The following is a 25,994-nucleotide window of genomic DNA, read 5'->3' on the forward strand; positions in this document are numbered from 1 at the left end:
TTTTTTTTGAATATCTTGTTTCGAAATTGATATCCGTCTGTAAATAAAAAATTCATGGGTCCCATTACAAAAATCTTAAGTGAAAAAAACTCTGATTTCAATGTTTTACCCTTAAAAAACATCAGGATAGCACGACTGATTTACTGTTTTTTACTTTTGGTTTTTCAATTTTATTCAGGAAGCGTATTTGGACAAATTTCAACTGATGTGGTGGTCTATGGGGGTACCGCTAGTGGGGTAACAGCAGCAGTAGCAGCTGCAAAAGAGGGTATGTCGGTTGCCATTATTGAACCAGGCTATAATATAGGGGGCATGGTTACTGGGGGCTTATCCCATACGGATTATGGGGACAGGACGGTTATTGGAGGACTTGCAGTGGAGTTTTATAAAAAGGTGGCAGAGTACTACGATACACATGTATTCTACTGGAGAGGGCCAGAACCCCATATTGGCGAGAAAATCTTTAAGGATTGGTTGGCTGAGAATAATGTAGAAGTATTCTATGGTAAGCGGGTAGAAATAGTTGAAAAATCGGATGGGGTAATTTCGAAGATGATAACAACTGATGGAACGGAAATATATGGCAAGGTATTTATCGATGCAGGATACGAGGGTGATTTGATGGCAAAGGCAAAGGTGGGATATACTCTAGGCCGGGAAGGAGTAAAAGAATATAATGAATCATGGGCGGGAAGACAACCCGTTACCTTTACCAGCCACCAGATCACTGGCCGAATCAGCCCGTTTAACAACGATAGGGAAAAAGAACTGTTACCCTTGGTGCATCATAGGCCAATGGTGAGCATAGGGGAAGGGGATCAAGGCATTCAATCCTATTGTTTTCGGTTGATTGCCACCGATAATCCAGAAAACATGTTGGCCTGGGCTAAACCAGAAAACTATGATCCTAATACCTACGAGCTCGCGCGCAGGTATTATCGCGCTAATCCCAATGCGGGACCCCTAATTGGGTTTTGGCCAACACTCCCAAATGGCAAATCGGACATCAACTCCTCTGTGGGTATCTCTACCAATCTTTTAGACGGTTCCAGTTGGGAATATCCTGAGGCTGATTATGCCAAGCGTGACAGCATATGGCAATGGCATAAGGACTATACCTTGGGATTGGCTTGGTTCCTTGCCACTGACCCCGAAGTTCCAGATCATGTCCGTGAATCCATGGAAAAGTTTGGTTTGTGTAAAGACGAATATGTTAATAATCAAAATTTCCCTCATCAATTGTACGTGCGTGTGGCGCGCCGGATGAAAGGGGAATATTTTATGACACAGCATGACCTGATGACCGATACCGTGAAGTATGACGCCATTGGAATGGGGTCCTACAATATCGATGTCCGTGAAATGCAAAGGAGCTATATAGAAATTAGCAGATTCCCTGACATGAAGTATGAAACCTATAACGAAGGTTACCTTTCTATCCCCGTTGCACAATATGAGATCCCTTATAGATCTTTGGTTCCTAAGTTTGAAGAATGCACTAATTTAATTGTCCCAGTTTGTGTGTCAGGAAGTGCTTTAGCCATTGCTTCCATACGAATGGAACCGCAATATATGCTTATGGGGGAATCAGCAGGTGTAGCTGCCGCTATGGCTGTTCAATCGGGCAGGGCTGTCCAACACATTGACATATACGAGTTACGGAAAAAATTAAAATACAACAACCAGGTGTTGTCCTTAAAAGACAATCCCTATGGAATTTGGGGCTCTGAAAATGAAATAATTATAGACAACAATATGAAAGGCTTCACCTTTTTCACCGGAGATTGGCATGAGGAGGAAACCGTCCACACTGGCCGCTTTGAAATGAACTTCCGGTATAACCCAAAAGGTCAACAAGGGGAATTTTTTTACAGTCCCTATTTTTTCAAACCGGGATCTTACAAAGTATACATATGGTATCCCTCTTCTATGGAATATGAATCAAAGGTGCCTGTTACCATTCACCATGCTAATGGTGAGTCACAACTTGAGGTAAATCAGCAAGAAAATGGAGGACAATGGAAAGAGCTAGGAACCTACAAATTTGAGGAAGGTTATCAGCGGGCCTTGACCATAAAAGGGGAAATGGACCAATATGTGATAGCTGATGCCGTAAAGTTCGAGTTTTTACAACCATAAATTCTACGAAACAGGGGCTATATTGCCAAAAGGAAAACCCAAAATTCTGGGCTTAGATATCGAACATAATGCCTTTGAAATAAAAAGGCTAAATGACCTAGTGCCTGGTGAAATTTTCAAGATGGCTTTTTGTAAGGAAGGAAAGCTGAAATTAATTTTTATAAGTGAGGGTATTCAGAAACTCATTCCCGGAATTTGTCCAGAAAAGCTAAAAGAAAATCCAAAAACAATGCTTAGTTATATTTACGTGGAAGACAGGGATTATGTATACGAACTTTTATAAAATTCCTACGGATCCTTTCAACCCATCGAGGCCGAATACAAAGTTCGAGTTTCTGGAGATATAGAAAAATGGCATTGGATGAAAGCTAATGCAGAAAAAAGAAATAAAAATGACGTTGTTTGGATTGGGGTAATCCAAGATAATTCTGAAAAGAGAAATCATTTGAAAGCATTGGAAAAAATGATTTTTGACATATCCCAAGTCATTCGGAAGCCTATTGCCAATGTTTTGAACATAAGGAATGTTATCCACTCTTTGGAATTCAGCAATGAAGAAAAGATGGAAATGCTTTCTGTGATTTTTGAAGAAATGGACAGGTTAGACCAGGCTATTAGTCATTTGAATGGGGAATACGATCCTTTAAGAAAGTCACAGAAAATAGTCTGGAAAGAAAACTGATCTGATTTTTTAGGAACCCACTGTATATTACGCTAACGGAAAAAATGGACTCAATTGTAAAGAACAGGTATTTCCCATAAATTCTTTTATCCCTTTCTCAAGGAGATCGGAACTTGATTAAGGTTGATGGATGTTTGTGGGTTTTCGTAAATCAGGGGATTATATAGTGCTTAAACTGTTTAAAAAAAAGTAGTTCACCTCGCCAATTTTTTTGCCATATGCCTAAAAACCAGTCTGTGAAGAGGCAATACTAAGTACCAATAAGTGGCTCCCCAACCATTCTTGGGGTAAAAAATGCTCCTTTGCAACAAAAACTCGCCTTTGTCATCCTTTTGAATGGACCATTCCAAGAAAGCCCTTCCGGGTAATTTCATCAATGCCTTCAATTTTAAAAAGTGACTTTGATGGTCAACTTCTGAAACGAGCCAAAAATCCACCCTTTCCCCTTTTATCATATTGTTGGTATTCCTTTTGGATTGTTGGTATCCCATGCCCCCTGCCCTTTTGTCTATCCAGCCCCTGATGACCCAAAGGTAATCTGACCCAAGCCATCCATTTTCCCCGCCCAAGCTAAGTAGTTCCTGCCACAATTCTTCTCTTTGCTTTTTCAAATAAACCTTATGGCTACTTATTTTTGTACTCGGCATAGCGGGCTCTTTACAATATTTCTAACTTTATGCGGAACAAATATATCACTTATATGAAGAAGGGGTTTAGCTGTGTACTGTTTTTTATACTCCTAGTCTCTACTACGAGTGCTCAGAATGATCCTTGGTTAGCGGATTTTCTGGAAAGGTGGGAACAATCAAAAGCCTACATGCTGGCAGTGGCAGAGGCCATGCCTGAAGAAAAATACGGCTTTAAACCCACCGTTGAAATGATGGGATTTGGAGAACAATTAATGCATATAGCACTGGTAATCGAATGGCATGCCCATAGTAGATTTGCAGGTTTGGAAACTCCTTTTCGTCAGGATGCCTACAAGGTGGATGGGATGGATAAGTCCTCCATCCTAAAGGTGATGGAGAAGGAGTTTGATAATGCTAGCCAGTTGATAATAGATTTTGAGGATGCTAGACTTTCTGAGAAGGGCAACTATGGGGGTTTTTCCAGGACACGGAGACAGTTTTTGTTATTGCTTGCAGACCATGTGTCCCACCATAGGGGACAATTGCTAGTCTATCTAAGGCTAAATGACATCCCTCCACCAAACTATGTGGAATTTCAATAAGCTACAAAAGGGTCTGATGCCAGAATGGATTAAATAGAATTCTTTTCCTTTTAAAATGAATGTAATAACTATCTTTACGGTCGTTTTGGGCAACCTTCCCTATCTAAACGCACTTTTTGGGTACCTGCTGCCTGGGAGTGAGGTGGCGAAGCTTTGTCCGACAACACCAAAAACTCATGATAGATGATCAACACTATGATTAAGAAAAATCAGGCATGCCATTGGGGGCATGTTATTTTTTTGGTATTGACTATATGTATTAGCCTCAGCGGCTATGGTCAGTCCATCCAAGACCTATCTTCCATCAACGTGGATGAGCTTTCCGACGAGCAACTTAGGACGCTGGTAAGAAGGGCCGAGGAAGCCGGGCTCTCCGAAGGGGAGCTTATTCAGATGGCTCAGGTTCGGGGGGTGCCTCAGGAAGAAATTGACAAACTGAGAGAAAGACTGCAAGGAATGGACTTAGAAATTGGCTCTTCAGGAAGTGCGGATAAACCCTCCAAAAGAAAACCAAGAAGGCAATTTGATGTCAATGAAATCACCCGGGGGATGATAGACCCAGAACAGGGGGAAATGAACAAAGACGATACCGACAAGTATTTTGGCATGAGCATGTTTTACAGTAAAAACCGACGGTTAACCTTTGAACCCAACCTTAACATGGCCACACCCAGAAATTACGTGATCGGACCCGGGGATATGCTATATATTGACGTCTACGGTCAATCCGAGAAATACTTTGAGGTCTTTGTCACTCCAGAAGGAAATGTACTCCTAGACAATATCGGCCCTATCACTGTATCAGGGCTTACCATCAACGAGGCTGCCGAGATGTTAAAAGCCAGGCTTTCCAGGTTCTATACTGGCCTAACGGGAAGCAATCCAAATACATTTCTTCAATTGAGTTTGGGTAATATTCGGACCATACAAGTACATTTAGTAGGTGAAGTCCGCCTACCTGGCACTTTTACCCTCAGTGCCTTCAGTACAGCGTTTAATGCGCTGTATGCAGCGGGGGGGCCCAATGAGGATGGAACCATGCGAAACGTGAAGCTTATCAGAAACAACAAGGAGATCGCCAGGATTGATGTTTACGATTTTCTTATGAATGGTCGCGCAAACATGGAAAAGCAACTTCAAGACCAAGATATAATTCTAGTAGAGCCTTTTGAAGGGAGGGTTAGCTTTAAAGGAGAGGTGAAACGCCCCATGATTTTTGAGGTTAAGGCCGAGGAAACCCTAGCTGATGTGTTGAAATATGCTGGGGGGTTTACGGATGAGGCATTTCGGGAGAGGGTAAGTGTCGCAAGGGTCACAGATAAGGAACGAGCTGTGTCGGATGTTTTTAAAGATCAATTTAGTTTCTTCATGGTAAAGGGAGGGGACAGCTATGAAGTAGGAAAAGTCCTGGACCGTTACACCAACCGCGTACAAATAAAAGGGGCAGTATTTAGGGAAGGGAATTATTCTCTAAGTGAAGGAATGACCCTTACCCAACTCATCGAAAGAGCCGAAGGATTGAGAGGTGAGGCATTCACCAAAAGGGTAACCATCCTACGCACCAAAAAGGACCTTAGTCCAGAAATGAAGCAATACGACCTTAGTGCCATTATGCAGGGAAATCAACCTGACATTGTATTGCAGGCGGAAGACATAATCAGAGTGCCATCCATATATGACCTTAGCGAAGATTTCTATGTGAAAATTGCCGGGGAAGTGAGAGAACCCGGGATATATCCTTATGCTCAGGAAATGACCGTGGAGGATTTGATCATGCAAGCAGGAGGGCTAAAAGAAGCAGCATCCAGAACAGATATAGAAATTGCCAGAAGATCCTCGGCCAATAATGCTAGGGATTATTCCGAAATTATACCCGTGAGTGTGGCCCAAGATCTTTCCCTTAACCCCAATCCGGTAAGGTTGCAGCCATTTGATAACGTGGCTGTGAGAAGAAAAACTAACTTCACCTTGGAAAAGACAGTTCAGATAGAAGGACAGGTAAAATCCCCCGGCGTTTTCTCTATTAGGCATGCTGAGGAAAGGATTTCCGACATCATCCGAAGATCTGGAGGTACTACAGAGTTTGCTTATTCCAAGGGAGCCACATTGATACGAAGAACCGAATTTTATCAGGCAGATTCCGAAAAAATCCAGAAACAAAGAAACCTTAAAAACCTAATCGATCGGTTAAATCTAGATTTCGGAGACCCCACAGAGTCCCAAGCCTTGCTCTTGGCTAGACTGGCAAAGGCCATGGTGGAGAGAGAGGACGAGTTAAGCAGGGACGCCGAAGAAGCTATTATTGAAGCTCGGGAAGGACTGCTGGGGGATATTGCCGAAAGTAGGGTGGGAATATCGCCCGTGAAAATTAAGGAAACAGAGGCTATCGCCATTGACTTGGAAACTATACTAAATCACCCAGGATCCAGATTTGACCTCATTCTGGAAGAAGGGGATATTATCAGTATTCCAAGGCAACTACAGACCGTAAGGCTGAGAGGGGATGTAATCTACCCCACAACTGTACGTCACGAAAACTTCAGGTCCATGTCTTATTACATCAATAGGGCCGGGGGATTTGACAACCGAGCGAAAAGAAGACGTACCTACGTGGTATATGCCAATGGTGAAGTAGCCAGAACCAAAAACTTTTTGCTCTTCAATGTATATCCTAAAGTAGAGCCTGGTGCAGAAATCATCGTACCCACTAAAGGGCCAAGGATCCCTATAAGACCCGGTGAACTCGTGGGACTAACTACAGGGTTAGCCACCATTGCCTTACTAATGACCCAAATTTTGAATTGATTCAGACATGCCAACACAACCGCATATAGTTGACGATAAAATCACCTTCCGGGAATTAATTCTCAGACTAAAGGGATGGGGAGTCGTGTTCTGGGATAAAAAGCGACTCATCCTTCTTCTCACCATAGTTGGAATAGTACTGGGAATACTGGCCTCCCTCCTTAAAAAGCCAAAGTATGTGGCTGAGACCACCTTTGTGCTAGAGGAGTCAGACATGGGAGGTTTAAGCAACCTTTCCGGACTTGCCTCTATGATAGGCTTGAACCTTCCTTCTTTGGGGTCAGAAAGTGGCTTGTTTACTGGCGACAACATTATGGAACTTTACCGGTCACAGCGCATGATTTCCTCTACCTTGCTTTCTCCAATGGGACAAGAAGCACAGGAAGAATTGCTTATTGACAGGTACATTGCTTTTAACAACTTGAAGAAAAAGTGGAAAAATAAGGTGGACTTAGCGACTATGGACTTTACCCTCACAAGGGATTCCTTCTCGGTGAAGCAAGACAGTGTGATCCGAGAAATTGTGAAAGAGATCCGAAAAGAGAACCTTGGAGTGGAAAAGCCGGACAGAAAGCTAAACATCCTAAAAATAAGCATAACCTCTAAGGACGAAACCTTTTCCAAGGTATTCAATGAGACCCTGGTGGAAAAAGTCAACCAATTCTACAAAGAAACCAAAACAAAAAAAACGGCGGAAAACCTGAAAATTTTGCAGTCCCAAGCGGATAGTGTAAGAAGGGTTTTGGATGAAAGCTTGGAGGGACTCGCCAGGTTTCAAGACCGTATCCCCAATCCAAACCCACTCTTACAACAGGGAACTGTAGAGTCTAAAAGCCGTCAAGTGGATGTACAAGCCGCAGGTGCAGTATATCAGGAGGTGGTAAAAAACCTGGAAATTTCCAAAATAAACCATAGAAACAACACTCCTCTTATCCAAATTATAGACAGCCCCAGGTTTCCACTTGAGGAACATAAAATTAAACTCAAAACAGGGATAGCCGCAGGAGGAGCCTTGTTTTTTATATTGGCTTTATTCTATGTTTATGCTAGTACCCTATACAGGAGAAATTTCCCCAAATCCTAATGTGGGCTAAGATCAACCAATTCCCACTTTTTCACCTAATTCGGCACAAATCCATACAAAATTTCATTTTTTTGATAATAATACAGGCTTCAAACGTCCTGATTTCACTAATATCCATGCCTCTCCTGGTAACCTCTTTAGGTGTTGACCAGTTTGGGTTGGTCAATCTGGCTCTTTCCATTATTATCCTGGCCAACATCCTTGTGGGTTTTGGCTATAACCTCAGTGCTCCGAGAGAAGTAGCGCTTCTTCATCGTGACAAGAAAGCCTTGTCCTTTGTTTTTTCAAGGGTAATTTCGGGCAAATTCAGCATGGCACTGCTAGCGGCGATCCTCATAATTATAGGTGTATTTGGGTTCGGTTTGTTTCAGGAATACCAGTTGATATTGGTGTATTCCTTGCTTTTGCTATTTTCAGAAGCCACCTTGCCACTCTGGTTTTTCCAGGGAATGGAAAAGATGAAGCTGGTATCTATTTCCAATGTCTTCAGCAAACTGCTTTATTTATTGGGATTAGTATTGTTTATCCACCGTCCGGATCAAGCCAAGTGGGTGAATTTTCTGCTAGGCAGCACAGGCCTTGCTATCAATATTCTGCTTTTGGTATATATCCACATTTCACTTAAAATCTTCTTTCAATATCCGAAAATAGGGCAGATATGGAAATCGCTTCTAGATAACTTTCAGTTTTTCCTTTCCAACTTGGCCTCCCATATTTCAACCAATGGTGGATTGATCATTTTAAGTTTTTTCGCAGCTGCGGAAACCTTAGGTATGTTCAGCTTGGCCGAAAGGATTTCCATGGTACTGAGGCTCATTCCATCCTTGATAATTCAGGCTATTTTTCCCAATACTTCAAGGTTATTCCAGTCGGACAAACCCAGGTTTTATCGGTTTTTAAGGAGGGTATACCGATGGACCTTGGTTCTGGGTATCATTGGCTCTATGACGGTGTTTGCATTGGCACCCTATATTATCCATTTGTTGGCCAGAAGCACTTTTGAGGAGTCTGTCCAATACATGCGCATATTGGCATTTATCCCATTTTTCGCCTGCTTGAATATTCCAAACGTCATGATTATTCTTGTCAAGGGGCAGAAAAACCTCATGTTCAGGTCCTCTTGGCTAATGGCACTTTATATGGTTCCGGCCTGTTGGGTGCTTACCCATATCTATGGAGGAATGGGTCTTTGTTTCGGTCTACTTTCTACGGAAATAGCAGTTTTATTGATTTGCACCTTCATAAATTTCATGAAAAACAAATTGGAAATAAGCACTTTTTGGAAGTTAAAAGGCAATCTCATTGAGAGTGAGGCCTAATTCTCCTGTCTCCAATTAGCTACAGCAAAAAACTTGTCCTTTAATCAATATTGTCTAATTTTTAGATGGAAATTTCAACTTCCCCTTCAGTTGCAATCATAATAATCAATTGGAATAGATATAAATTGAGTGAGGCATGCTTGGCATCCCTCAGGAAAATCTCCTATCCCAATTTCAAAGTCATTCTAGTAGATAATGGGTCCGATGACGATTCAGGTCAGGCCCTAAAATTGAAATTTCCCGAAATTAAACTGATCGAAAGCAAAACCAATCAAGGCTTTACAGGTGGCAACAACTTGGGGATAAGGGCGGCAATGAAAGAGTCCTTTGATTATATCCTTTTGCTCAATAACGACACCGTTGTTGAACCTGAATTCTTAGACCCTCTTGTTGGTTTTCTGGAAAATAACATGGACTATGGTGCTGCTCAGCCAAAAATCATGTACGAAAAGGAAAGAAACATGATTTGGAACGCCGGTGGTGGTTACTTTCGTTGGTTTGAAATGACCTGGTCGGTTGGTATAGGCCAAAAGGACATCGGCCAATATGAAAATGAAAAGGATACGCCCTGGATTACCGGTTGCGCCATTTTGGTCAGATCCTCTGTTATCGAGAAATTAGGAGGGTTGGAAGATAAATTCTTTGCCTATTATGAAGATGTGGAATGGTCCTTTCGGATGAGAAAATCCGGTTTCAAACTGAGGTTTGTCCCAAAATCAAAGATTTTCCATGTGGCAAGTGCCTCATCCAAAAAATCTGAAAAAACGAAGGAAGGCATCATTCCTCCTATAATTCATTATTACAGAACAAGAAATCACCTGTATTTAATCAGGAATCACTCAAATCCACTTTCCTTTGTGTTAAGTTTGATCTATCAGACTGCCAAAAATGCTTCTTTTATTCTTTATTTAGGTCTAAATGGAAGGTTTAAAAAAGTGAAAGCAATTTTAAAAGGGCAATATGATGGTCTGTTTGAAAAATAAAATCAAAAAATGAGTATGTCCAAAAGCTCCACTTTTCCTGATATAAAAGCCTATTCCAAAGAAATAGGGCTTTCTGAAGCAGTATTACGAGAAGCATTCCACTTAGAAAACCATTACCACAAACTTTTAATCAAAGAAAAAAAACCAAAAGAAAGAGAAAGGCTTTATGATGAGTTTTACTCCAATTTGCTTCAGTTTTATGGTAGGACGGCAAAGGAAGATACCTCGCTTGAGAGCAGGATCGCCAGTAAAGATCCCCAGGTCACCCTTTTTGAAAAAGAGCTTAGGGGCAAATCAATCATTGATTTTGGGTGTGGAGAAGGATTTTTTCTCATGAACATTCACAAAAACCTGACTTACAAAAAATTGACAGGAGTGGATGTTTTTATTCCTGACAATCTAAGGTCTCATCCAAAAATAAATTTCATAGCATCAGGAATTATCCATTTTAGGACAGAGGAAAAGTTTGAAGTGGCATTCTCAGATAATGTCATAGAGCATCTTGCCCCCCTGGATTTAAAAGATCACCTTACATCCGTGTACGAGAGTTTATTACCCGGAGGTAAATTCATCCTCGTGATGCCAAACAGGCTCTTTGGCCCTATGGACGTCACAAGGATCCTGGACAATTCAAGTTCGGGAAAAACCAGGGCAATGGGTGGTCATTTAAACGAATCCACCTACCATGAAATGGTGGAGGTACTTACCAGGACAGGGTTTGGGAATTTCCAAACTGTACTCCCCATTCCCAAATACAAATACAGTCTATTCAAGAATAACCGAATAAAACCAAATGGAATTATTGCAATTGAGAAAAGTGAACTATTATTGAAGTTTTTTAGAGCAATAAAAGTCAAAGGTAGGTGCCCTATTCGATTCACGGTAACGTTAATTTGTCAAAAGCCTGAGTAAGCGTTGATAGGTAATAGCCTTTTTTTATTTGCCATTCTGGGTTTTGTTCCCCTAGTGTTCGTCACCCTAAAAGCGATGGTCTTTAAAGGTAAATGGGAGTATGTTGTCTATTTCCTTCTTGCCTACCTCCCCTTTCACATAACTGTTCTTAGTCTAACCTATCAGACAACCTATTCCCCAATTCTGGTTGCCTTTTTCCAATTAGCCAAGGACTTAATGGTAATATTGGGATTCGTGCTTTTTTTGCTTTTTCACAAAAACATTTTCGAATACCCTTTACGGCTGAATATTGTCGATCGTCTTTTCCTTTTTTTTATCGGCTTGGCCTTGCTGTTTATGTTTCTCCCAATAGGCGAAAGTTCATTTGTAAATAAGGCCTTTTATTTCAAAAACATGCTTATCCCTGCCATAGTATACTTTCTTGGCAGAAATACTCGTTTCACCGACCAGGAAATAAGTAATTTCTTTAAGGTAATTTTCGTGATTGCAGTTGCTGCTTTCCTAGTCAACCTGCTGGAAAGCACGCTGGATACCCATTTCCAAAGTTATACCGGTTATGCCCTTTTCAACCAAGCGATTTACGATACAGCTCCTTCAGGGAATTTTGGGCTTTCTTGGACCTTTGAAACCCAGGCTATTACTAAACGATTTGCCTCTTTTTTTTCTGATCCCCTAGAAATGGCAAGTTCTGTTCTTTTGGGTTTTGCAGCAGGGCTTATCTGGTATTTAAGCAGTAAAAGAGAAGATAGCTCAATTTACCTCCTCGTCATGTTCTGCTCCTTGGCAAGTTTGTTCTTTGCTTCCTCTCGGGCGGCTTTTGCCGCTTTCTTCGTAATGATTTTCTTCATTGCGGTGGTTTTCCGATTATACAAACTGATCTTCTTTGGCTTTGCCATGGCCTTGGCCTTCATCGTATACGTGTTTATTTTTGCATCTGATGATTTCTACTATTTTGTAGTGGACACCATTACTTTTGAAAATGCCTCCAGTGTTGGGCATTTGGTGGAATGGCTCATTGCATTGGATTCAATGATAGCCAACCCCCTAGGTGCAGGTCTTGCGATGAGTGGCAACGTGGGAAGTGTCACTGATGATGTTAGGATAGGCGGGGAAAATCAGTTTCTCATATATGGGGTTCAAATGGGCTTTTTGGGGATGATTGTCTATATCCTGCTTTTAGGATACTCTATTTCCTATGCCATAAGCGTATTCAGGAACACTGATAACTTGATGACCGCAAGAATATCCTTTACCGCAGCAGCAGTAAAAACTGGGTTACTCCTACCACTTTTCACTGCTAATGCAGAAATGTATGCATATGTAAGTTGGATCTCGTGGTGGATGGTTGGCTATGCCATGAGTGAATACAACCGAATCAAAACAGGTTATGCCTAAGCCCAAGGTACTTATTGACGTTTTTTATTTATACGTGGCTCAGACAGGTATTAAAACCTATATGCTGACTATTTGTGAGCAAATCCAGCGCCATTCCAATCCTACTTGTGAATATATCATTTCACCAGATTACAGGAAGGTATTAAAAAGTGATTTTTTCAGGGGCAAAACCAAACCATGGAAAAACCTGCTATTTCAGGGCCTGTATTTCTGGAGGAAACAAGTGGTGCTTCCTACACTTTCTTATTGGTGGCAATCTGATATCCTCTTTAGTCCAGACATCCTTAGCCCTTTATGGGGAAGGGGCAAGAAGGTCTCTGTGGTACACGACACCTTTTTTTGGGACAGCCCCGACCATTACCAAAAACTATGGCTTAAATATTACCTTTTCTTTTTGGAAAAAGGGCTACAACATAGGGGGGAAATCATAACCATTACCAAATTTTCAAGATCACGGCTAGAACAACTGCCTCCTTTCCAGCATATACCTATTCACGTGGTTTATCCTGCTTCTGGGCTTAAGCAGGATAAACCTTTCTCACCAGAGCTTAAAAATGGCAGCTACTTTCTTCATGTAGGAGTCCTGGAAAAGCGAAAAAACTTAGGCATGCTGATTGAAGCTTTTTCCATCCTACTTCAGGATCACCGCTTTTCGGAAATAAAATTGGTGCTTATTGGGCAAAAAGGACCAAGGGAAAGCCTAGATGATTCCTCAGCCCTGGAATCCCTTGTCCGTCATTTTCACTTGGAAGATAAGGTTATTTTCAAAGGGCATATCGCTAAGGAGGAACTTTGTGCCTATTATGGAAACGCCCTGGCTTATGTGTTCCCTTCCCTAAATGAAGGCTTTGGATTGCCAGTGTTGGAGTCGTTTGCATTTGGAATTCCCGTGATTGTCTCCAGACAAGGGGCACTGATGGAAGTCGCAGGCGAAGCAGCTTTGGTAATTGAAGAAAACACTCCGGAGGCCTTGTCCTTCGCTATGCGGGAACTAGCCATGGATGCAGACCTAAGGTGCAAATTAGTAGAGATGGGCAACATCCGAATTAAGGCATTTTCCATGGAAAAGTTTTTTCTATCTTTGGACCAAAAGTTGAAAGACATAACACATGAGTAATTTTCTTGGTACTTGGATCAGCAAAATTACCGGAAAAGACTTCAATGACCGCTTTGGTCCCCATTGGGATAGTTATTCCACATTTGGGGTGCTGATCAGAATGTGCTGCTGGTGGGCACGTGGTGTAGGAGTAAGATGGCGCATGGGTACCGTAAAAGGTTTATTTTTAATAGGAAGTGGGGTTACTATTCGCCAAGCTCAATATATCCATGTGGGGCGGAATTTTATTGCCCAGGACCATTGCGAGATCAACGGCCTTTCCCAGAGGGGGTTGATCTTTGGGGACAAGGTCACGGTGGGGAGCTATGCCATCATACGGCCCACTAATTTATATGGTGGGGAGGCAGGCATGGGTTTAAAAGTTGGAAATAACAGCAGTATTGGACCATATGCTTATATTGGGTGTTCGGGCTATATCGAAATCGGTGACAATGTCATGATGTCCCCAAGGGTCAGTATCTATTCAGAAAATCATGTGTTTTCGGACAGCGAAATACCCATGATTGAACAAGGGGTAAATCGGTCCTTTGTAAAAATCGAAAATGACTGCTGGATTGCTTCTCATTCGGTAATATTGGCCGGAGTTACCATTGGTAGGGGTTCAATCATTGCTGCGGGTAGCATAGTGACCAAAGATGTGCCTCCTTACAGCATCGTGGGTGGAAATCCGGCAAAATTGATTAAGAGCAGGAAATAAATGAGCAATAAAACCATAAACACTTGGAAAACCTTCGGTAAAAAAGACCCCTATTACGGCGTGCTATCCGATGAAAAGTACAGGATGAATAACCTTACCGACAAAGGTATTGAGGATTTCTTCCACACAGGAAAAGAATATACGGAGGAAACCCTGAAAAGAATCTCTCAATACCACAATGCGGATCTTTCGGAAGCATCCATATTGGATTTTGGTTGTGGCTTGGGGAGGTTAACAATTCCATTTTCGAAAATAACATCAGGAAGTGTAGTTGGGATCGATATTTCTCCTGACATATTAGAAAAGGCCAGGCTTCATGCCAAAGAACTTGCGGCGGAGAACATCGAATACATCCTATTTGACGGCAAGATGCTTCCAGAAGTTGGGCAATTTGATTTCATCAATTCCTATATAGTCCTTCAACATATAGAAAAGAATATAGGGTTTTCACTAATAAAGCAATTATTGGATAGAGTCAAAGTAGGGGGGATAATCCAACTACATATCACCTATGGCAATGCCCTTCCGAAATTTAAATATTTGCATTATTATTTTAGGTCCAAAAACATCTTATACAACACAGTCTATTCCATATTGAAAAACAGGTCTCTGGAAATCGAACCGATCATGCAAATGAACAATTATGACCCAAAGGACATGTTCAAATTAATAACCAAGTACAGCTCTTCCGTTCATATAGTATTTACTGACCACGGGGGCTTTTTAGGTGCTTCCTACCTTTTGAGGAGAGAATATTAAAAACATCATGCCTAAAAAAATCCTGATGCTTCACGGATCCTCGGACCTTTATGGTGCTAGTAGGATTTTCTTGATAAGTGCCCGGTCTCTGAAAGAGCAGGGGCATAAAATATATGTTTGCCTATCTGAAGAAGGCCCATTAAGCGAGGCTCTAAGAAAGCTCCAAATTCCTGTAAAAGTAGTGAGATTAGGGGTGATCAGAAGAAAGTACTTTACCTTACCGGGAGTTTTCAATAGGTTTCAGGTAATGAGAAAGGCCAATTATTCCATTAATCAATGGATTGAGGCTGAACAAATTGACACTCTTTACAGCAATACTGCGGCAGTCTGGATAGGTGCTTGGGTGGCAAAAAAGAAGAACCTGAGGCATATTTGGCACCTTCATGAAATAATTACAAGCCCTAGTTGGTTTAAAAATTTTATGGGAAAGATGGTAAATAGATATTCCGATAAAGTAATAGTAGTTTCTCAGGCTGTTTATGATAACTGGGCAACCTCCGTGAACAACAACAAATTAGTAAGGATATATAACGGAATAGACTATGAAAACTACACCGAACCTGTTATCTCCCTTCGTGATGGACTTAATATTTCACCAAATACTTGTGTAATTGGAATGATCGGAAGGGTAAACCCCTGGAAAGGACAAACATACTTTCTAAAAATCGCGGAATATTTAAACAAAAATTTCTTAGATTTGCTTTTTATTTTAGCGGGGGATACGTTTCCTGGTGAAGAATATTTATACGAAGTGATTAAGGGGAAAATAAAATCATATCAGTTAGAGGATAGGGTAATCGATCTAGGTTTTCGGGATGATATCCCTAGGGTTCTAGCTACTATTGACATTTTCGTATTGCCTTCAGTTCTTCCAGATCCTTTTCCCACTGTGGTGTTGGAAGCAATGGCATCCGGCAAGCCAGTAGTAGCAACCCAGCATGGAGGAGCCGTGGAGATGTTGGATGAGGGAAAAGCAGGGATGTTAATTCCCTGGGATGACCCAAAAACGGCCGCCTCCCAAATCGCAAAGCTGATTGAGAATAAGGCACTTAGAAATGAACTTGGGGAAAAAGCAAAAAATAGGGTATTAAATCATTTTTCATTAACTTCCTTCAAAAAAAACCTGAACGGGGTTTTTGAAAAGGAGCAATATAATTGAACTTCATGTCGAAAAGCAGCAAACCAATGAGGGTAGCAATAATAGGTACCAGGGGCTATCCTTACGTGTATGGGGGGTACGAAACCTTCGTGAAAGAAATGGGAGAAAGACTGGCGGAAAGAGGGGTAGAAATCACTGTTTATTGCCACGCACCATTGTTTAAACACAAGCCTAAACAAGTTAATGGCATTAAGTTAGTTTATATTCCATGTGTGGAGACCAAGTCATTGAGCCAACTTACCAATTCCTTTTTGTCCATGGTCCATGCTTGCTTTTCCAAGGCCGACGTGATATTTGTGGTAAACAGTGCAAATGGCCCCTTTGGAGTTCTGCCTAAATTGTTTGGGAAGCCCTCAGCCATTAACGTAGATGGACTGGAATGGCTCAGGCCGAAGTGGAAGGGACTCGGAGCAAGGTATTACAGGTTTGCTTCTCGATTAGCCACCAAACTTTACGATCAGCTTATTACGGACTCCGATGAGATGCAAAAAATCTATTTGGAGGAATTTGACGCCCCTTCCAAAATGATTGCCTATGGTGCTAATCAAAGGGGAAGTTCCGACAGTACTCTTATCGAAAAATGGAACCTTGAAAAAGATTCCTACTATCTTATTGTTGGCAGGCTGATTCCCGACAACAATGCCGACTTGATTGTGGATGGATTTGTAAAATCAAACTCAAAACGCAAGCTGGTAATCGTAGGTGATGTCCCATACCATGACCGATTCGCACAGCAAATGAAAAGTATCCCTGATGAACGACTTGTTTTTACAGGTTATGTAAGGGATCCGGAGGAGCTTGCCTCCCTGTATCATAACTGTTTCGCCTATTTTCACGGGCACGAATATGGGGGCACCAATCCTGCTATGCTGAAGGCTCTTGGGTATGGGTGTGCCATATTAGCTTTAAACACACGTTTCAACAAAGAGATGCTCCAAGATGGGGAATATGGCTGGTACTTCGAAAAAAACACCCAATCTGTTAAGCAAATTGTGGAATCTAGCGAACTAGTACCCGAAAAAATGAAATCACTGCGGGAAAGCTCCCACGAAGGTTTGGTACAAAAATATGACTGGGACTTTGTAACTGACGAGTATGAACGGCTTTTCAAGAAGCTGTGTAAAAGAAAGATCAAAGAAAAGAAACTTGTAGAAATTGGGGTTGGATAAAACCTCAATCATTTAGGTTATGAAACACAAAGGACTTGTTCATGCCTAAGAACTTCTCGTAATAAATATTTGCCTCGGGGAACAGCTGCTTCATCTCACTGTAGGACAACAGCCTAATTTCCGTGAGGTAAGCTTCAGCAAACGCAGGCTCCCACTTTTGCATTCTACTAAGTTTGGTTTTAGTTAGTACGAACCTGCGAATAGGGATTGGCACAAATTGGAACAAAGGGAGTGCATAGTGAGGCTCCATAAAAAAATATTTGTTGGGAGACTGCACGTAATAATGCTTCCCCACCCGGAGTATTTCCTTTGCCATTTTTTTCTGATTCTCAAAATTATGGAGATGTTCTATCACCGAGTTTGAGAATACCAAGTCAAAACTTTTGTTCCCAAAAATGGAAAGATCGGTGGCATCCCCTTTTAAGCTTTTGATATTGGGCCTACTTACTTTTTCTGCTGACAAATTGAGGAGGGTAATATGTACCTCCCTGTTTTTGAAAATCTTTTTATCCTTCCAAAAAGCCTCTGTCCCCCCAACGTCCAAGACCTTAATCACACTCCTTTTTTTAAAGGTTTTCAAAAAATAATCCTCGAAAAACTTAAACCTCTTTTCCCGGAACCTATTCCCCAAAGAACTTGGCTGGTCGGAAGGTGCAAAAAGTTTTTTTAATTTACGCTTCATTCAATGTTTAGAGCTAACAATGGTCAAGCTACCAATTCTTGCCTCTTTTTTAATTAGAGGTAATTGATAGTTGGTTGAATAAATTTTCTAATTTTATGGCAAATTTGAGCACTTTCCATTTATTAACAAACTATTGGTGATAATTATTAAAGATTCGCCCCTTTTTAACAATCAGACAGTAGTTAAAAGGGATAAATCTCCAATATTGCATTAAAAACACCCCACAAGCAAACTGCAGGCGCATACATGTCAAAACGCTTTTACACATATTTTCCCTGGATTTTTGTCTCAGGAGAACTAGTCCTCTTGTGGGGTTTGATTTATATATTAAGTTGGCATGCCTCTTTTTCTTCCATCCAGGATCAATGGTTAAGTCTTCCGATTTGGATGCTTGTCATAGTGTACCGGAAAGATTATAAACTGGGGAGGACCGAAGGCTATGGCCATACTCTCAGGCTTTTGATAGGCAGTATCTTTTGGCTTGCATTTATATTATTGGGATTAGGCCACTTTTTTGAGCTGTCCTTGGTAAGTGGGTTACCCTTATTGATCTATGTGGGGTCCCATACTGTCATTTGCAGTTTCTATAGGGTGGGGCTTCAAATGGCACTCAGAAAATACCGGGCCAAAGGGAAAAATTACAGAAATGCCTTGATCATCGGCAAAAACCATTGGAGTGATGTTTTGGATCAACAACTTAAGTCCAGAATAGAAATGGGCATACGCGTACTGGGAGTAGTGGATAACGACAAACCCTATCCAGAGATCCTAACCTCCTTGCGGCAATATCCTTTGGACATTATTTATTTAAGTCAGCAATTGGAACCTGACTTGCTAAATCAGATTATAGATTATGCAGATGAAAATTACGTGAAAGTCAAGATAATACCAGGGTCTGGGTTACATGTTAAAAAAGAGCTTTCTTTTACTAAGTATGGTGATTTGAGGCTTATTAACCTTAATGAGATCCCTCTTGATTTAGCAGTAAACCGGATATTCAAGAGAACCTTTGATATGTTGTTTTCCCTTATGGTGGCAGTACTGATATTGAGCTGGATGATCCCCTTATTTGCCCTCATCATTAAATTAGAATCAAAAGGCCCAGTATTTTTTGTCCAAAAAAGAAACGGTCTCAACAACAGTGTTTTTACCTGCTATAAGTTCAGGTCTATGGTGGCAAACGAGAAGGCAGACCTTGTACAGGCTACTAAAAACGACCCCCGAATCACCAAATTCGGTAAGCTTATACGAAAATTTTCCTTGGATGAAATGCCCCAATTCTTCAATGTGCTATTGGGGGATATGTCCATAGTGGGCCCTAGACCCCATAGTGTACCCATGAACAAGGAATTTGTGGGGGTAGTAGGAAAGTACAACAGCCGCCATAAAATCAAGCCAGGAATCACTGGGCTCGCACAAATCAGGGGCTACAGGGGGGAAATCAAATATCCTTACCAAATCCAAGCCCGGGTAAAGCTGGACTACTTCTACATTAGGAACTGGAGCTTTTGGCTGGATTTATCCATAATAGGGAAAACCATACAAAACCTGGCTTTAAATAGAGAAAACGCCTATTAATCCATGAGCATTACCATCTGCAAAACCTGTCTTTCAGAAGGTGAACACCCCATTTATAGCATCCGTGAAATGATGTTTGGTTCTGGGGAGTATTTCCGTTATCTACAATGCAGGCAATGCAACAGCATACAGCTTGTGGACGAGCCTAAAGACATAGAATATTATTATCCTGACGACTATTATGCCTATAGTCCACTCATCCTTTCCAATTTTCAGGTCAACCTAATAAAACGGTTGAGGTTAAAAGCATTTTTGCAGTCTGAAGTAGAATTGCTCAAGCCAGTTTACGGAGAATGGATGAAATTTCTATCTGCCAAAAAGAACGAGCGAATTGCTGATATCGGTTGCGGGAACGGGCAGCTACTCTATGAACTCTTTGCCACTGGGTTTAGACACCTTGAGGGCTTTGATCCCTTTATACCAGCTTCCAGGCAAGTGAACAAAAAGGTGAAGTTGCATAAAAAAGGTCTGGAAGAAGTGGATGGGGAATATGATGTGATCATGTTGCACCATACTTTCGAACACTTAAAAGACCCTAGAAAGGCCATAGAGAAAATCACCCAACTCCTTGCCCCGGGTGGGAGGTGCCTTCTTCGGATGCCGGTAGCGGATGCTGAAGTTTGGGATATTTATAGGGAAAACTGGGTACAACTGGATGCACCAAGGCATTTCATCATCCCTAGTATAAAGGGTATACAGATTCTGGCAGACGCTTTTGGGTTAGAACTTTACAAGGTTGTCTTTGACAGCACCGAATTTCAGTTCTGGGGGAGTGAATGTTACAAGGAAGGGGTCTCCTTTGTTCATGAGTTTACCTCCGACAAATTTTCTCGGGATGATATGAAAAGGTATAAAGAAAAGGCCATCAAGCTTAATGCTGAGGGAAAGGGCGACCAGGCGTGCTTTTATTTGAGAAAACCTGGCTAATCAAAGTTTAAAAAGAGCCTCGAAAAACCCTAAGCTTTCCCCTTTTTTCTTTAAGATTAAGGTTGGAATTATATTGTTGACGTTTACAAGCCGTTCGGCCACACTTCCCAACAGTATGGCCGAGGAGTCGGTCCTTCCCCTACTGCCCATGATGATAAGATCTGCGCTCATTTCTTTGGCCAGATCCAAGATATACTGGGATTCGTGTTGGTCTTTTTTCAGTTTGAATTCACAGTTCAAGCCGTTTAGGTTAAACTTTTGAGACAGCCTGTTACAGTCTTTTTTGGCATTTTCATGCATGATCCTGGAAAACTCCTCATAAGATTTTCCTGTTTTGGAGTATCCTGCCGGCACCTCATAAATATGGTAGCAGATAACTTTTCCATTGGATTTTTTAGCCAGATCCAGTGCCACTTCCAATATAATGTTGGAATATTCAGAAAAATCTATCGGAACCACGATGCTGTCGATAGGCTTGATATTGAAGCCTTCAGGAACAAATAAAATGGATGTTGGGGTTTTTAGCGCTAAGTCCTTAGCAAGTGACCCAGAGCCTTTAAGGTCTATTTTTCTGCCCATAATGAGGAGATCCACGTCCTTGATCTTGCTCCACCTCAAAATAGTTTCCACCGGACTCCCTTCCTTGATCAGTATTTCATAGTTCTCATCTTCCAAGCCCGCCTCCCTAATTTCCTTTTGCAGGCTCTTATGTATGGATTCATCCACAGGAGCCAATAAATCCGGATATTTATCGGTAATGTCTCTGGGCAGGGTAAGGTCCTTGGATACATGAACGAAATACCACTTCTTGATGTCCAAAAGTGTTGACAGTCCTTTTACATTTTTCAGGATGGTTTGATCCATCTCTGTTAGGTCTAAACCAACCAGGATTTTATCAAAGTTATTCATGTTAGAAATTTGGTAAACTTCACCAAGTTACGGTTTTGGGAATAATGAATAAAGCCATGTATCATAAAATAATCGTTTTTTTTCCTATCGGCATACAGATGGGGGTATTTGCCAATATTTTGTCACCTTTGTATAGACATTCCCTAATTTACTCCACTAAAAAAAAATCTTAATACCCTAATCTTAAATATCAAAAGCGGTTACCTACTTGTATTCATGCCAAAATCACTAGGAAAATACTTCTTGGCCATAATCCCGGAAGGGGAGGTTTTTACCAAATCCGAGGAAATAAAAGCATTCCTGAAAGAAAGCTTCAACGTGAAATATGCCCAGCGCTCACCCTCGCACATTACCTTGAAAATGCCTTTTTCGTATAATGAGAAAAAGGAAGAAAGACTTATCGGTAACCTAGAGGCACTGGCAAAAAACCAGGAACCATTTCCCATTAACGTGAAGGGCATTGGCAGGTTTGGTACCAGGGTGATCTTTGTTAAGATAATCCCTTCGCCTCAGTTAATCGAGCTGCAGGCCGCATTGGTTCAGTTTTGTAAAATTAAATTGAAGCTTGACCAGGAGTTGAGCGACCGTAATTATACCCCGCATATGACTGTTGGTTTTAAAGACATCAAGAAAGGGATGTTTTGGGAGTGTTATAACGGAGCTAAAAAACTGGCTTTTGGAGGTTCTTTTTTGGCAGACGGAATAACGTTACTAAAAAGGAAAGAAGGAAAGTGGGAAGTATTGGGGAAATGCAGATTCAGCCAATAAATCAGTCATTACTTATAGAAATTGGACTAGAGCATATTAAATTACAATTTTTGAGTATCCCTAAAATAATCTGGCAAAATGATCGGCTGATTAAAAATTTAACAAAATAATAGCGATAAAATAAAGTTTCGTAAAAATTAAAAAAAAGTAAGATTTTTTTTGTGGTCGATTCTGCCAAGTTGAAAAAATAGGAATTGATTTAAAATAAAAAATCATATATCTTTACATTTCGTAATATTATTCTGAAATAATACATTTTCCAAATTTTTTATCCTAATTCAAAATTACCTTTTTAATTTCCGGAGGTAAAAATTAATTAGATTAATATTATTTAAACTTTAAATAGTTATTTTTTAACATGCTTTATTTAGATAATTATTATTTTTCGACCTCTTCAAATAGCCTTTAGTATACAGGAGCACACAATCCAACTGAATATCAAGAAAATATCAAATCATTATTTGGTTCAAGCTATAATTACCTCGATTATTTTTTTTGTTTATGTAAACAAATAGCTTGATTATTGCATTTATTATTTAACTATTGTTAAAAAACCTTAAATTTTCAAAGCATGAAAAAAGTTCTACTTGGCTTTTTCTGTGTCCTATTAGCCGCTTCGGGGGTATGGGCACAGAGCCAGACAGTAAGTGGACGGGTAACCTCGGCAGATGAGCCAGAGGGGATACCCGGTGTTAGTGTGAGCGTGAAGGGGACTACAGTGGGTACTGTTACCGACCTCGATGGAGGCTACACAGTTACCATCCCTGAAAATGCATCCGTACTGGTTTTCAGTTTTGTCGGCTTCCGCACTCAAGAAGTGCCAGTGGGCAACAGAAGTGAAATTGACGTGGTTCTCGAAGCCGATGTTAGGATCTTGACTGAGGTGGTGGTAACTGCCCAAAACATCGAAAGAAACGAGAAGTCACTTGGGTATAACGTGCAATCTGTAAAGGGAGATGTGATTTCCCAACGTTCAGAACCCAATATCCTAAATACCCTGCAAGGAAGGGTGGCCGGTGTAAATATAGGCAGTTCCTCAGGATCCCCTGGTGCATCTACTAATATCAACATACGGGGGAACACCTCTTTCACAGGTAGTAACCAACCACTTTTGGTAGTGGATGGTATTATCATGAGTAACGACACCGACAACACCCAAAACACCTTATTTGGGTCTCAACCTGCCAACAGGTTAGGGGATATTGCCCCTGAGATGATTGAGTCCATCAATATTCTAAAAGGCCCTGCAGCATCCGTGCTTTACGGATCTAGAGCCTCATCTGGAGCTCTAATCATCACCACAAAATCTGGAAGAGGGTTACAAGATAAAACCGAAATTACAGTTACCTCTTCCTTTAATGTCCAGGACCCCATAAACTATGCTCCCTTGCAAAACAACTATGGGCAGGGTACTACAAATGAATATGTGAGTACGACAGCAGCATCATGGGGACCAAGATTTGGTACACCTGGATTTGAAACAGTAACGAATACTCAGGGGCAGCAGGTGCCTTACCAAGTATACCCTGATCATTTTGACATCTTCTTTAACCAAGGCAGGCTTTGGCAAAACGGAGTCACCCTTGCTTCCGGAAATCAGGATGACAATTATATCATAGGCATCAATACCACTAATCAAGAAGGGATTGTGCCTAATACCGGGTTTGACCGGTATAATGTACAACTTGGAGGTAATAAAAAACTTAACAATGGTGTGCTTATCGGGGGAAACATCACTTACGCCAAAACCAAACAAAGAAATGGAACTGCTGGAAACGGTGGATCTGCCATGGGACAAATCACCAGGATTCCCAGATCTTACGATTTTGGAGGAACTCAATGGCAAGATGAATTGGGAGCACCCATCTATTACAATCCCCCTTCCACACATCCTTTTTGGAGCACCGAAAATGAAATATTCGATTCCAATGTTGACAGGGCTTTCGGAAACTTCACAGTAGGTTATGATTTTGCGGATTGGTTAAATGTGACCTACAGGGTGACAGGCGACACTTACACAGATAGAAGAAAACAAACCTTGAGAATTGGAGCCGCCAGAAATGTACAGGGTCAAATTAGTGAGGACATGATTTTTAGGTCGGAAGTTAACGGTGACCTTTTAATAACCATGCGCAAAGATGACCTGTTCAATAGTGGCATTAATGCTAATCTCCTGTTGGGACAAAACATCAACCAAAGGGATTTTCAGCGGATCAATGTTACCGGTGACCAGTTAAACATCTTTGGCTTTGATAATGTCAGCAATGCCGCTGTATTCACCAATTCCTTTGAGACCAGAAACCGAAGGAGGTTGATCGGTCATTATGCCCAGCTTAACCTTGACTATAACGATTATTTGTTTTTGGAGTTATCTGGCAGGGTGGATCAATCTTCTACCTTACCGGCAGGTAACAATGCATACTTTTATCCATCAGCAGCGGTGAGTTTTGTCCCAACGGATTGGTTGGATTACCAATCCAGTGTTCTCTCCCAGGTCAAGTTAAAAGCAAATGTGGCCAGGGTAGGTAGAGATGCCACACCATATTTGTTGGCTTCCCTCTTCGGGCAGGCAGCCTATGGAAATAACCTGGCCCAAATAAATTTTCCCCTCTCGATTGGCGGGGCTAATATTCCGGGATTTTTTCCCCAAGGAAGGATAGGAAGTTTGGATTTAGCTCCTGAATTTGTGGACAATTTTGAAGTTGGGATGGTTTTAGGCCTATTTGACTATCGAGTAGAATTAGATGTCACCCTGTATAATATGGTAAGTACCAGTCAAATATTTGACGTTGCAATTTCCCCATCTACTGGTTTTGACAATCGAACCACCAATATAGGTAGGATGGTAAACCGAGGTATTGAATCAACATTGAGAGCGCTAGTGGTAGATGGAAATGAGTTTTCATGGGATGCCACTTTAAATTTCACCATGATTAGGAATGAAGTTACAGAAATAGCTCCTGGAGTGGAAAATTCCACTATTCCAGGAAATTCCTTCTTAGGTATTGCTCCGTCTATCGCGGTTGGACATCCTTATGGTGTGGTCATATCCACTGCTTTCCCTAGAAATGACAATGGGGACCTTTTGATCAACCCTGCAACAGGCGGGTTTGCACCAGGGGTGCCCGGACAGGTAGTTTCCAATCCCCAACCCGATTTTATCGCTGGCTTGGCTAACACGTTCAGATATAAAAACTTCTCTTTAGATGTACTATTAGATGCTCAGGTAGGTGGCGAATTATATTCTTTTGGTCAGGTGGATCTCAGATCCCAAGGACATATAGACTACACCGGAGTGGAAAGGCACATGCCTAGAATTCTTCCAGGAGTAATCGCAAACGGAGATGGCACATACAGGCCTAACAACATTCAGATCCCTGCTCAAACTTACTTTGCGGGTTTAGGTGGTTTAGCAAGTGAAGGTGCTGTTTTTGATGCCTCGGTATACCGTGTAAGGGAAATGGCGTTAAATTATTCCCTTCCTGCCACCCTACTAGGAAACACCCCATTTGGTTCAGCTTCCATTGGCTTTAGTGCAAGGAACCTGCTCTTTTTCGCTCCAGGCTTCCCTGCCGACCCAGAGGTAAACACGCAAGGTGCAGGCAATATCCAAGGTATGGACCTGAGCGGACCTCCTCAAGTAAGGAATTATGGTGTCAATTTAAGGTTTACCCTATAA

The 25,994-nt window shown here is 41.3% G+C and carries 22 protein-coding genes; 19 read left to right on the forward strand and 3 right to left on the reverse strand.

Annotated features, from left to right (window positions below):
- The first annotated feature begins 54 nt into the window (after positions 1-54).
- The 3 genes from DB520_RS20370 to DB520_RS20380 all read left to right on the forward strand — a co-directional run bounded on the left by DB520_RS20370 (position 55) and on the right by DB520_RS20380 (position 2,821).
- Entirely contained in the window at positions 55-2,139 is a 2,085-nt protein-coding gene (locus DB520_RS20370; protein ID WP_114751625.1) for an FAD-dependent oxidoreductase, read from the forward strand.
- 22 nt (positions 2,140-2,161) lie between these two features.
- A complete protein-coding gene (locus tag DB520_RS20375; protein WP_114751626.1) occupies positions 2,162-2,422 on the forward strand; it encodes a hypothetical protein in 261 nt (86 codons plus the stop codon).
- 78 nt (positions 2,423-2,500) lie between these two features.
- Entirely contained in the window at positions 2,501-2,821 is a 321-nt protein-coding gene (locus tag DB520_RS20380; protein WP_114751627.1) for a hypothetical protein, read from the forward strand.
- 194 nt (positions 2,822-3,015) lie between these two features.
- Here the strand turns inward: DB520_RS20380 and DB520_RS20385 are convergent, their stop codons facing one another.
- Positions 3,016-3,468 (reverse strand): DUF2867 domain-containing protein, encoded by a 453-nt coding sequence (locus DB520_RS20385; RefSeq protein ID WP_114751628.1) that lies wholly within the window; start codon positions 3,466-3,468, stop codon positions 3,016-3,018.
- Between the two features lie 29 nt (positions 3,469-3,497).
- On the opposite strand from DB520_RS20385, the gene DB520_RS20390 reads away from it, so the two are divergent.
- The 12 genes from DB520_RS20390 (at position 3,498) to DB520_RS20445 (ending at position 17,451) form a co-directional block, all read left to right on the forward strand.
- On the forward strand, positions 3,498-4,052 hold the full coding sequence (locus DB520_RS20390; RefSeq protein ID WP_114751629.1) for a DinB family protein: 555 nt from the start codon (positions 3,498-3,500) through the stop codon (positions 4,050-4,052).
- 183 nt (positions 4,053-4,235) lie between these two features.
- Positions 4,236-6,857, forward strand: coding sequence for an SLBB domain-containing protein (locus DB520_RS20395; protein ID WP_232835075.1), 2,622 nt, complete (start codon positions 4,236-4,238; stop codon positions 6,855-6,857).
- 7 nt (positions 6,858-6,864) lie between these two features.
- Positions 6,865-7,941, forward strand: coding sequence for a Wzz/FepE/Etk N-terminal domain-containing protein (locus tag DB520_RS20400; RefSeq protein ID WP_114751630.1), 1,077 nt, complete (start codon positions 6,865-6,867; stop codon positions 7,939-7,941).
- A complete protein-coding gene (locus tag DB520_RS20405) occupies positions 7,941-9,260 on the forward strand; it encodes an oligosaccharide flippase family protein (protein ID WP_114751631.1) in 1,320 nt (439 codons plus the stop codon). The genes DB520_RS20400 and DB520_RS20405 overlap by 1 nt, the downstream gene beginning before the upstream one ends.
- A gap of 65 nt (positions 9,261-9,325) precedes the next feature.
- Positions 9,326-10,243 (forward strand): glycosyltransferase family 2 protein, encoded by a 918-nt coding sequence (locus DB520_RS20410; protein WP_114751632.1) that lies wholly within the window; start codon positions 9,326-9,328, stop codon positions 10,241-10,243.
- A gap of 9 nt (positions 10,244-10,252) precedes the next feature.
- Positions 10,253-11,155 carry a class I SAM-dependent methyltransferase gene (locus DB520_RS20415; RefSeq protein WP_114751633.1) on the forward strand — a complete coding sequence of 301 codons (903 nt, stop codon included), beginning with the start codon at positions 10,253-10,255 and terminating at the stop codon, positions 11,153-11,155.
- Between the two features lie 75 nt (positions 11,156-11,230).
- A complete protein-coding gene (locus DB520_RS20420) occupies positions 11,231-12,550 on the forward strand; it encodes an O-antigen ligase family protein (RefSeq protein WP_114751826.1) in 1,320 nt (439 codons plus the stop codon).
- Positions 12,543-13,667 (forward strand): glycosyltransferase family 4 protein, encoded by a 1,125-nt coding sequence (locus DB520_RS20425; protein ID WP_114751634.1) that lies wholly within the window; start codon positions 12,543-12,545, stop codon positions 13,665-13,667. Before DB520_RS20420 ends, DB520_RS20425 begins: the two co-directional genes overlap by 8 nt.
- Positions 13,660-14,364, forward strand: coding sequence for an acyltransferase (locus tag DB520_RS20430; RefSeq protein ID WP_114751635.1), 705 nt, complete (start codon positions 13,660-13,662; stop codon positions 14,362-14,364). Before DB520_RS20425 ends, DB520_RS20430 begins: the two co-directional genes overlap by 8 nt.
- Positions 14,365-15,123, forward strand: coding sequence for a class I SAM-dependent methyltransferase (locus tag DB520_RS20435; protein ID WP_114751636.1), 759 nt, complete (start codon positions 14,365-14,367; stop codon positions 15,121-15,123). It begins immediately after the preceding gene.
- Between the two features lie 7 nt (positions 15,124-15,130).
- Positions 15,131-16,282 carry a glycosyltransferase family 4 protein gene (locus DB520_RS20440; RefSeq protein ID WP_114751637.1) on the forward strand — a complete coding sequence of 384 codons (1,152 nt, stop codon included), beginning with the start codon at positions 15,131-15,133 and terminating at the stop codon, positions 16,280-16,282.
- 26 nt (positions 16,283-16,308) lie between these two features.
- Positions 16,309-17,451 (forward strand): DUF1972 domain-containing protein, encoded by a 1,143-nt coding sequence (locus tag DB520_RS20445; protein WP_394340949.1) that lies wholly within the window; start codon positions 16,309-16,311, stop codon positions 17,449-17,451.
- Positions 17,452-17,455: 4 nt separating this feature from the next.
- Here DB520_RS20445 and DB520_RS20450 read toward each other — a convergent pair whose 3' ends face one another.
- Complete coding sequence (locus DB520_RS20450; RefSeq protein WP_114751639.1) at positions 17,456-18,133, reverse strand: class I SAM-dependent methyltransferase; 678 nt, start codon at positions 18,131-18,133, stop codon at positions 17,456-17,458.
- Between the two features lie 246 nt (positions 18,134-18,379).
- Here DB520_RS20450 and DB520_RS20455 point away from each other — a divergent pair, with 246 nt between their 5' ends.
- Positions 18,380-19,711, forward strand: a complete 1,332-nt coding sequence (locus DB520_RS20455) for an exopolysaccharide biosynthesis polyprenyl glycosylphosphotransferase (RefSeq protein WP_114751640.1) — start codon at positions 18,380-18,382, stop codon at positions 19,709-19,711.
- 3 nt (positions 19,712-19,714) lie between these two features.
- Positions 19,715-20,638: a class I SAM-dependent methyltransferase gene (locus DB520_RS20460; RefSeq protein ID WP_114751641.1), complete on the forward strand. Its 924-nt coding sequence runs from the start codon at positions 19,715-19,717 to the stop codon at positions 20,636-20,638.
- On the opposite strand, the gene DB520_RS20465 is transcribed toward DB520_RS20460, so the two are convergent.
- Positions 20,639-21,547, reverse strand: coding sequence for a universal stress protein (locus tag DB520_RS20465; RefSeq protein WP_114751642.1), 909 nt, complete (start codon positions 21,545-21,547; stop codon positions 20,639-20,641).
- A 216-nt stretch (positions 21,548-21,763) separates the two neighbouring features.
- Between DB520_RS20465 and DB520_RS20470 the strand changes: the two genes are divergently transcribed.
- Together DB520_RS20470 and DB520_RS20475 are read left to right on the forward strand one after the other, a co-directional pair.
- Positions 21,764-22,315, forward strand: coding sequence for a 2'-5' RNA ligase family protein (locus DB520_RS20470; RefSeq protein ID WP_114751643.1), 552 nt, complete (start codon positions 21,764-21,766; stop codon positions 22,313-22,315).
- Between the two features lie 571 nt (positions 22,316-22,886).
- Positions 22,887-25,994 carry a SusC/RagA family TonB-linked outer membrane protein gene (locus tag DB520_RS20475; RefSeq protein WP_114751644.1) on the forward strand — a complete coding sequence of 1,036 codons (3,108 nt, stop codon included), beginning with the start codon at positions 22,887-22,889 and terminating at the stop codon, positions 25,992-25,994.

It is taken from the genome of Pleomorphovibrio marinus (genome assembly GCF_003347495.1).
GTDB classification, from domain to species: domain Bacteria; phylum Bacteroidota; class Bacteroidia; order Cytophagales; family Cyclobacteriaceae; genus Pleomorphovibrio; species Pleomorphovibrio marinus.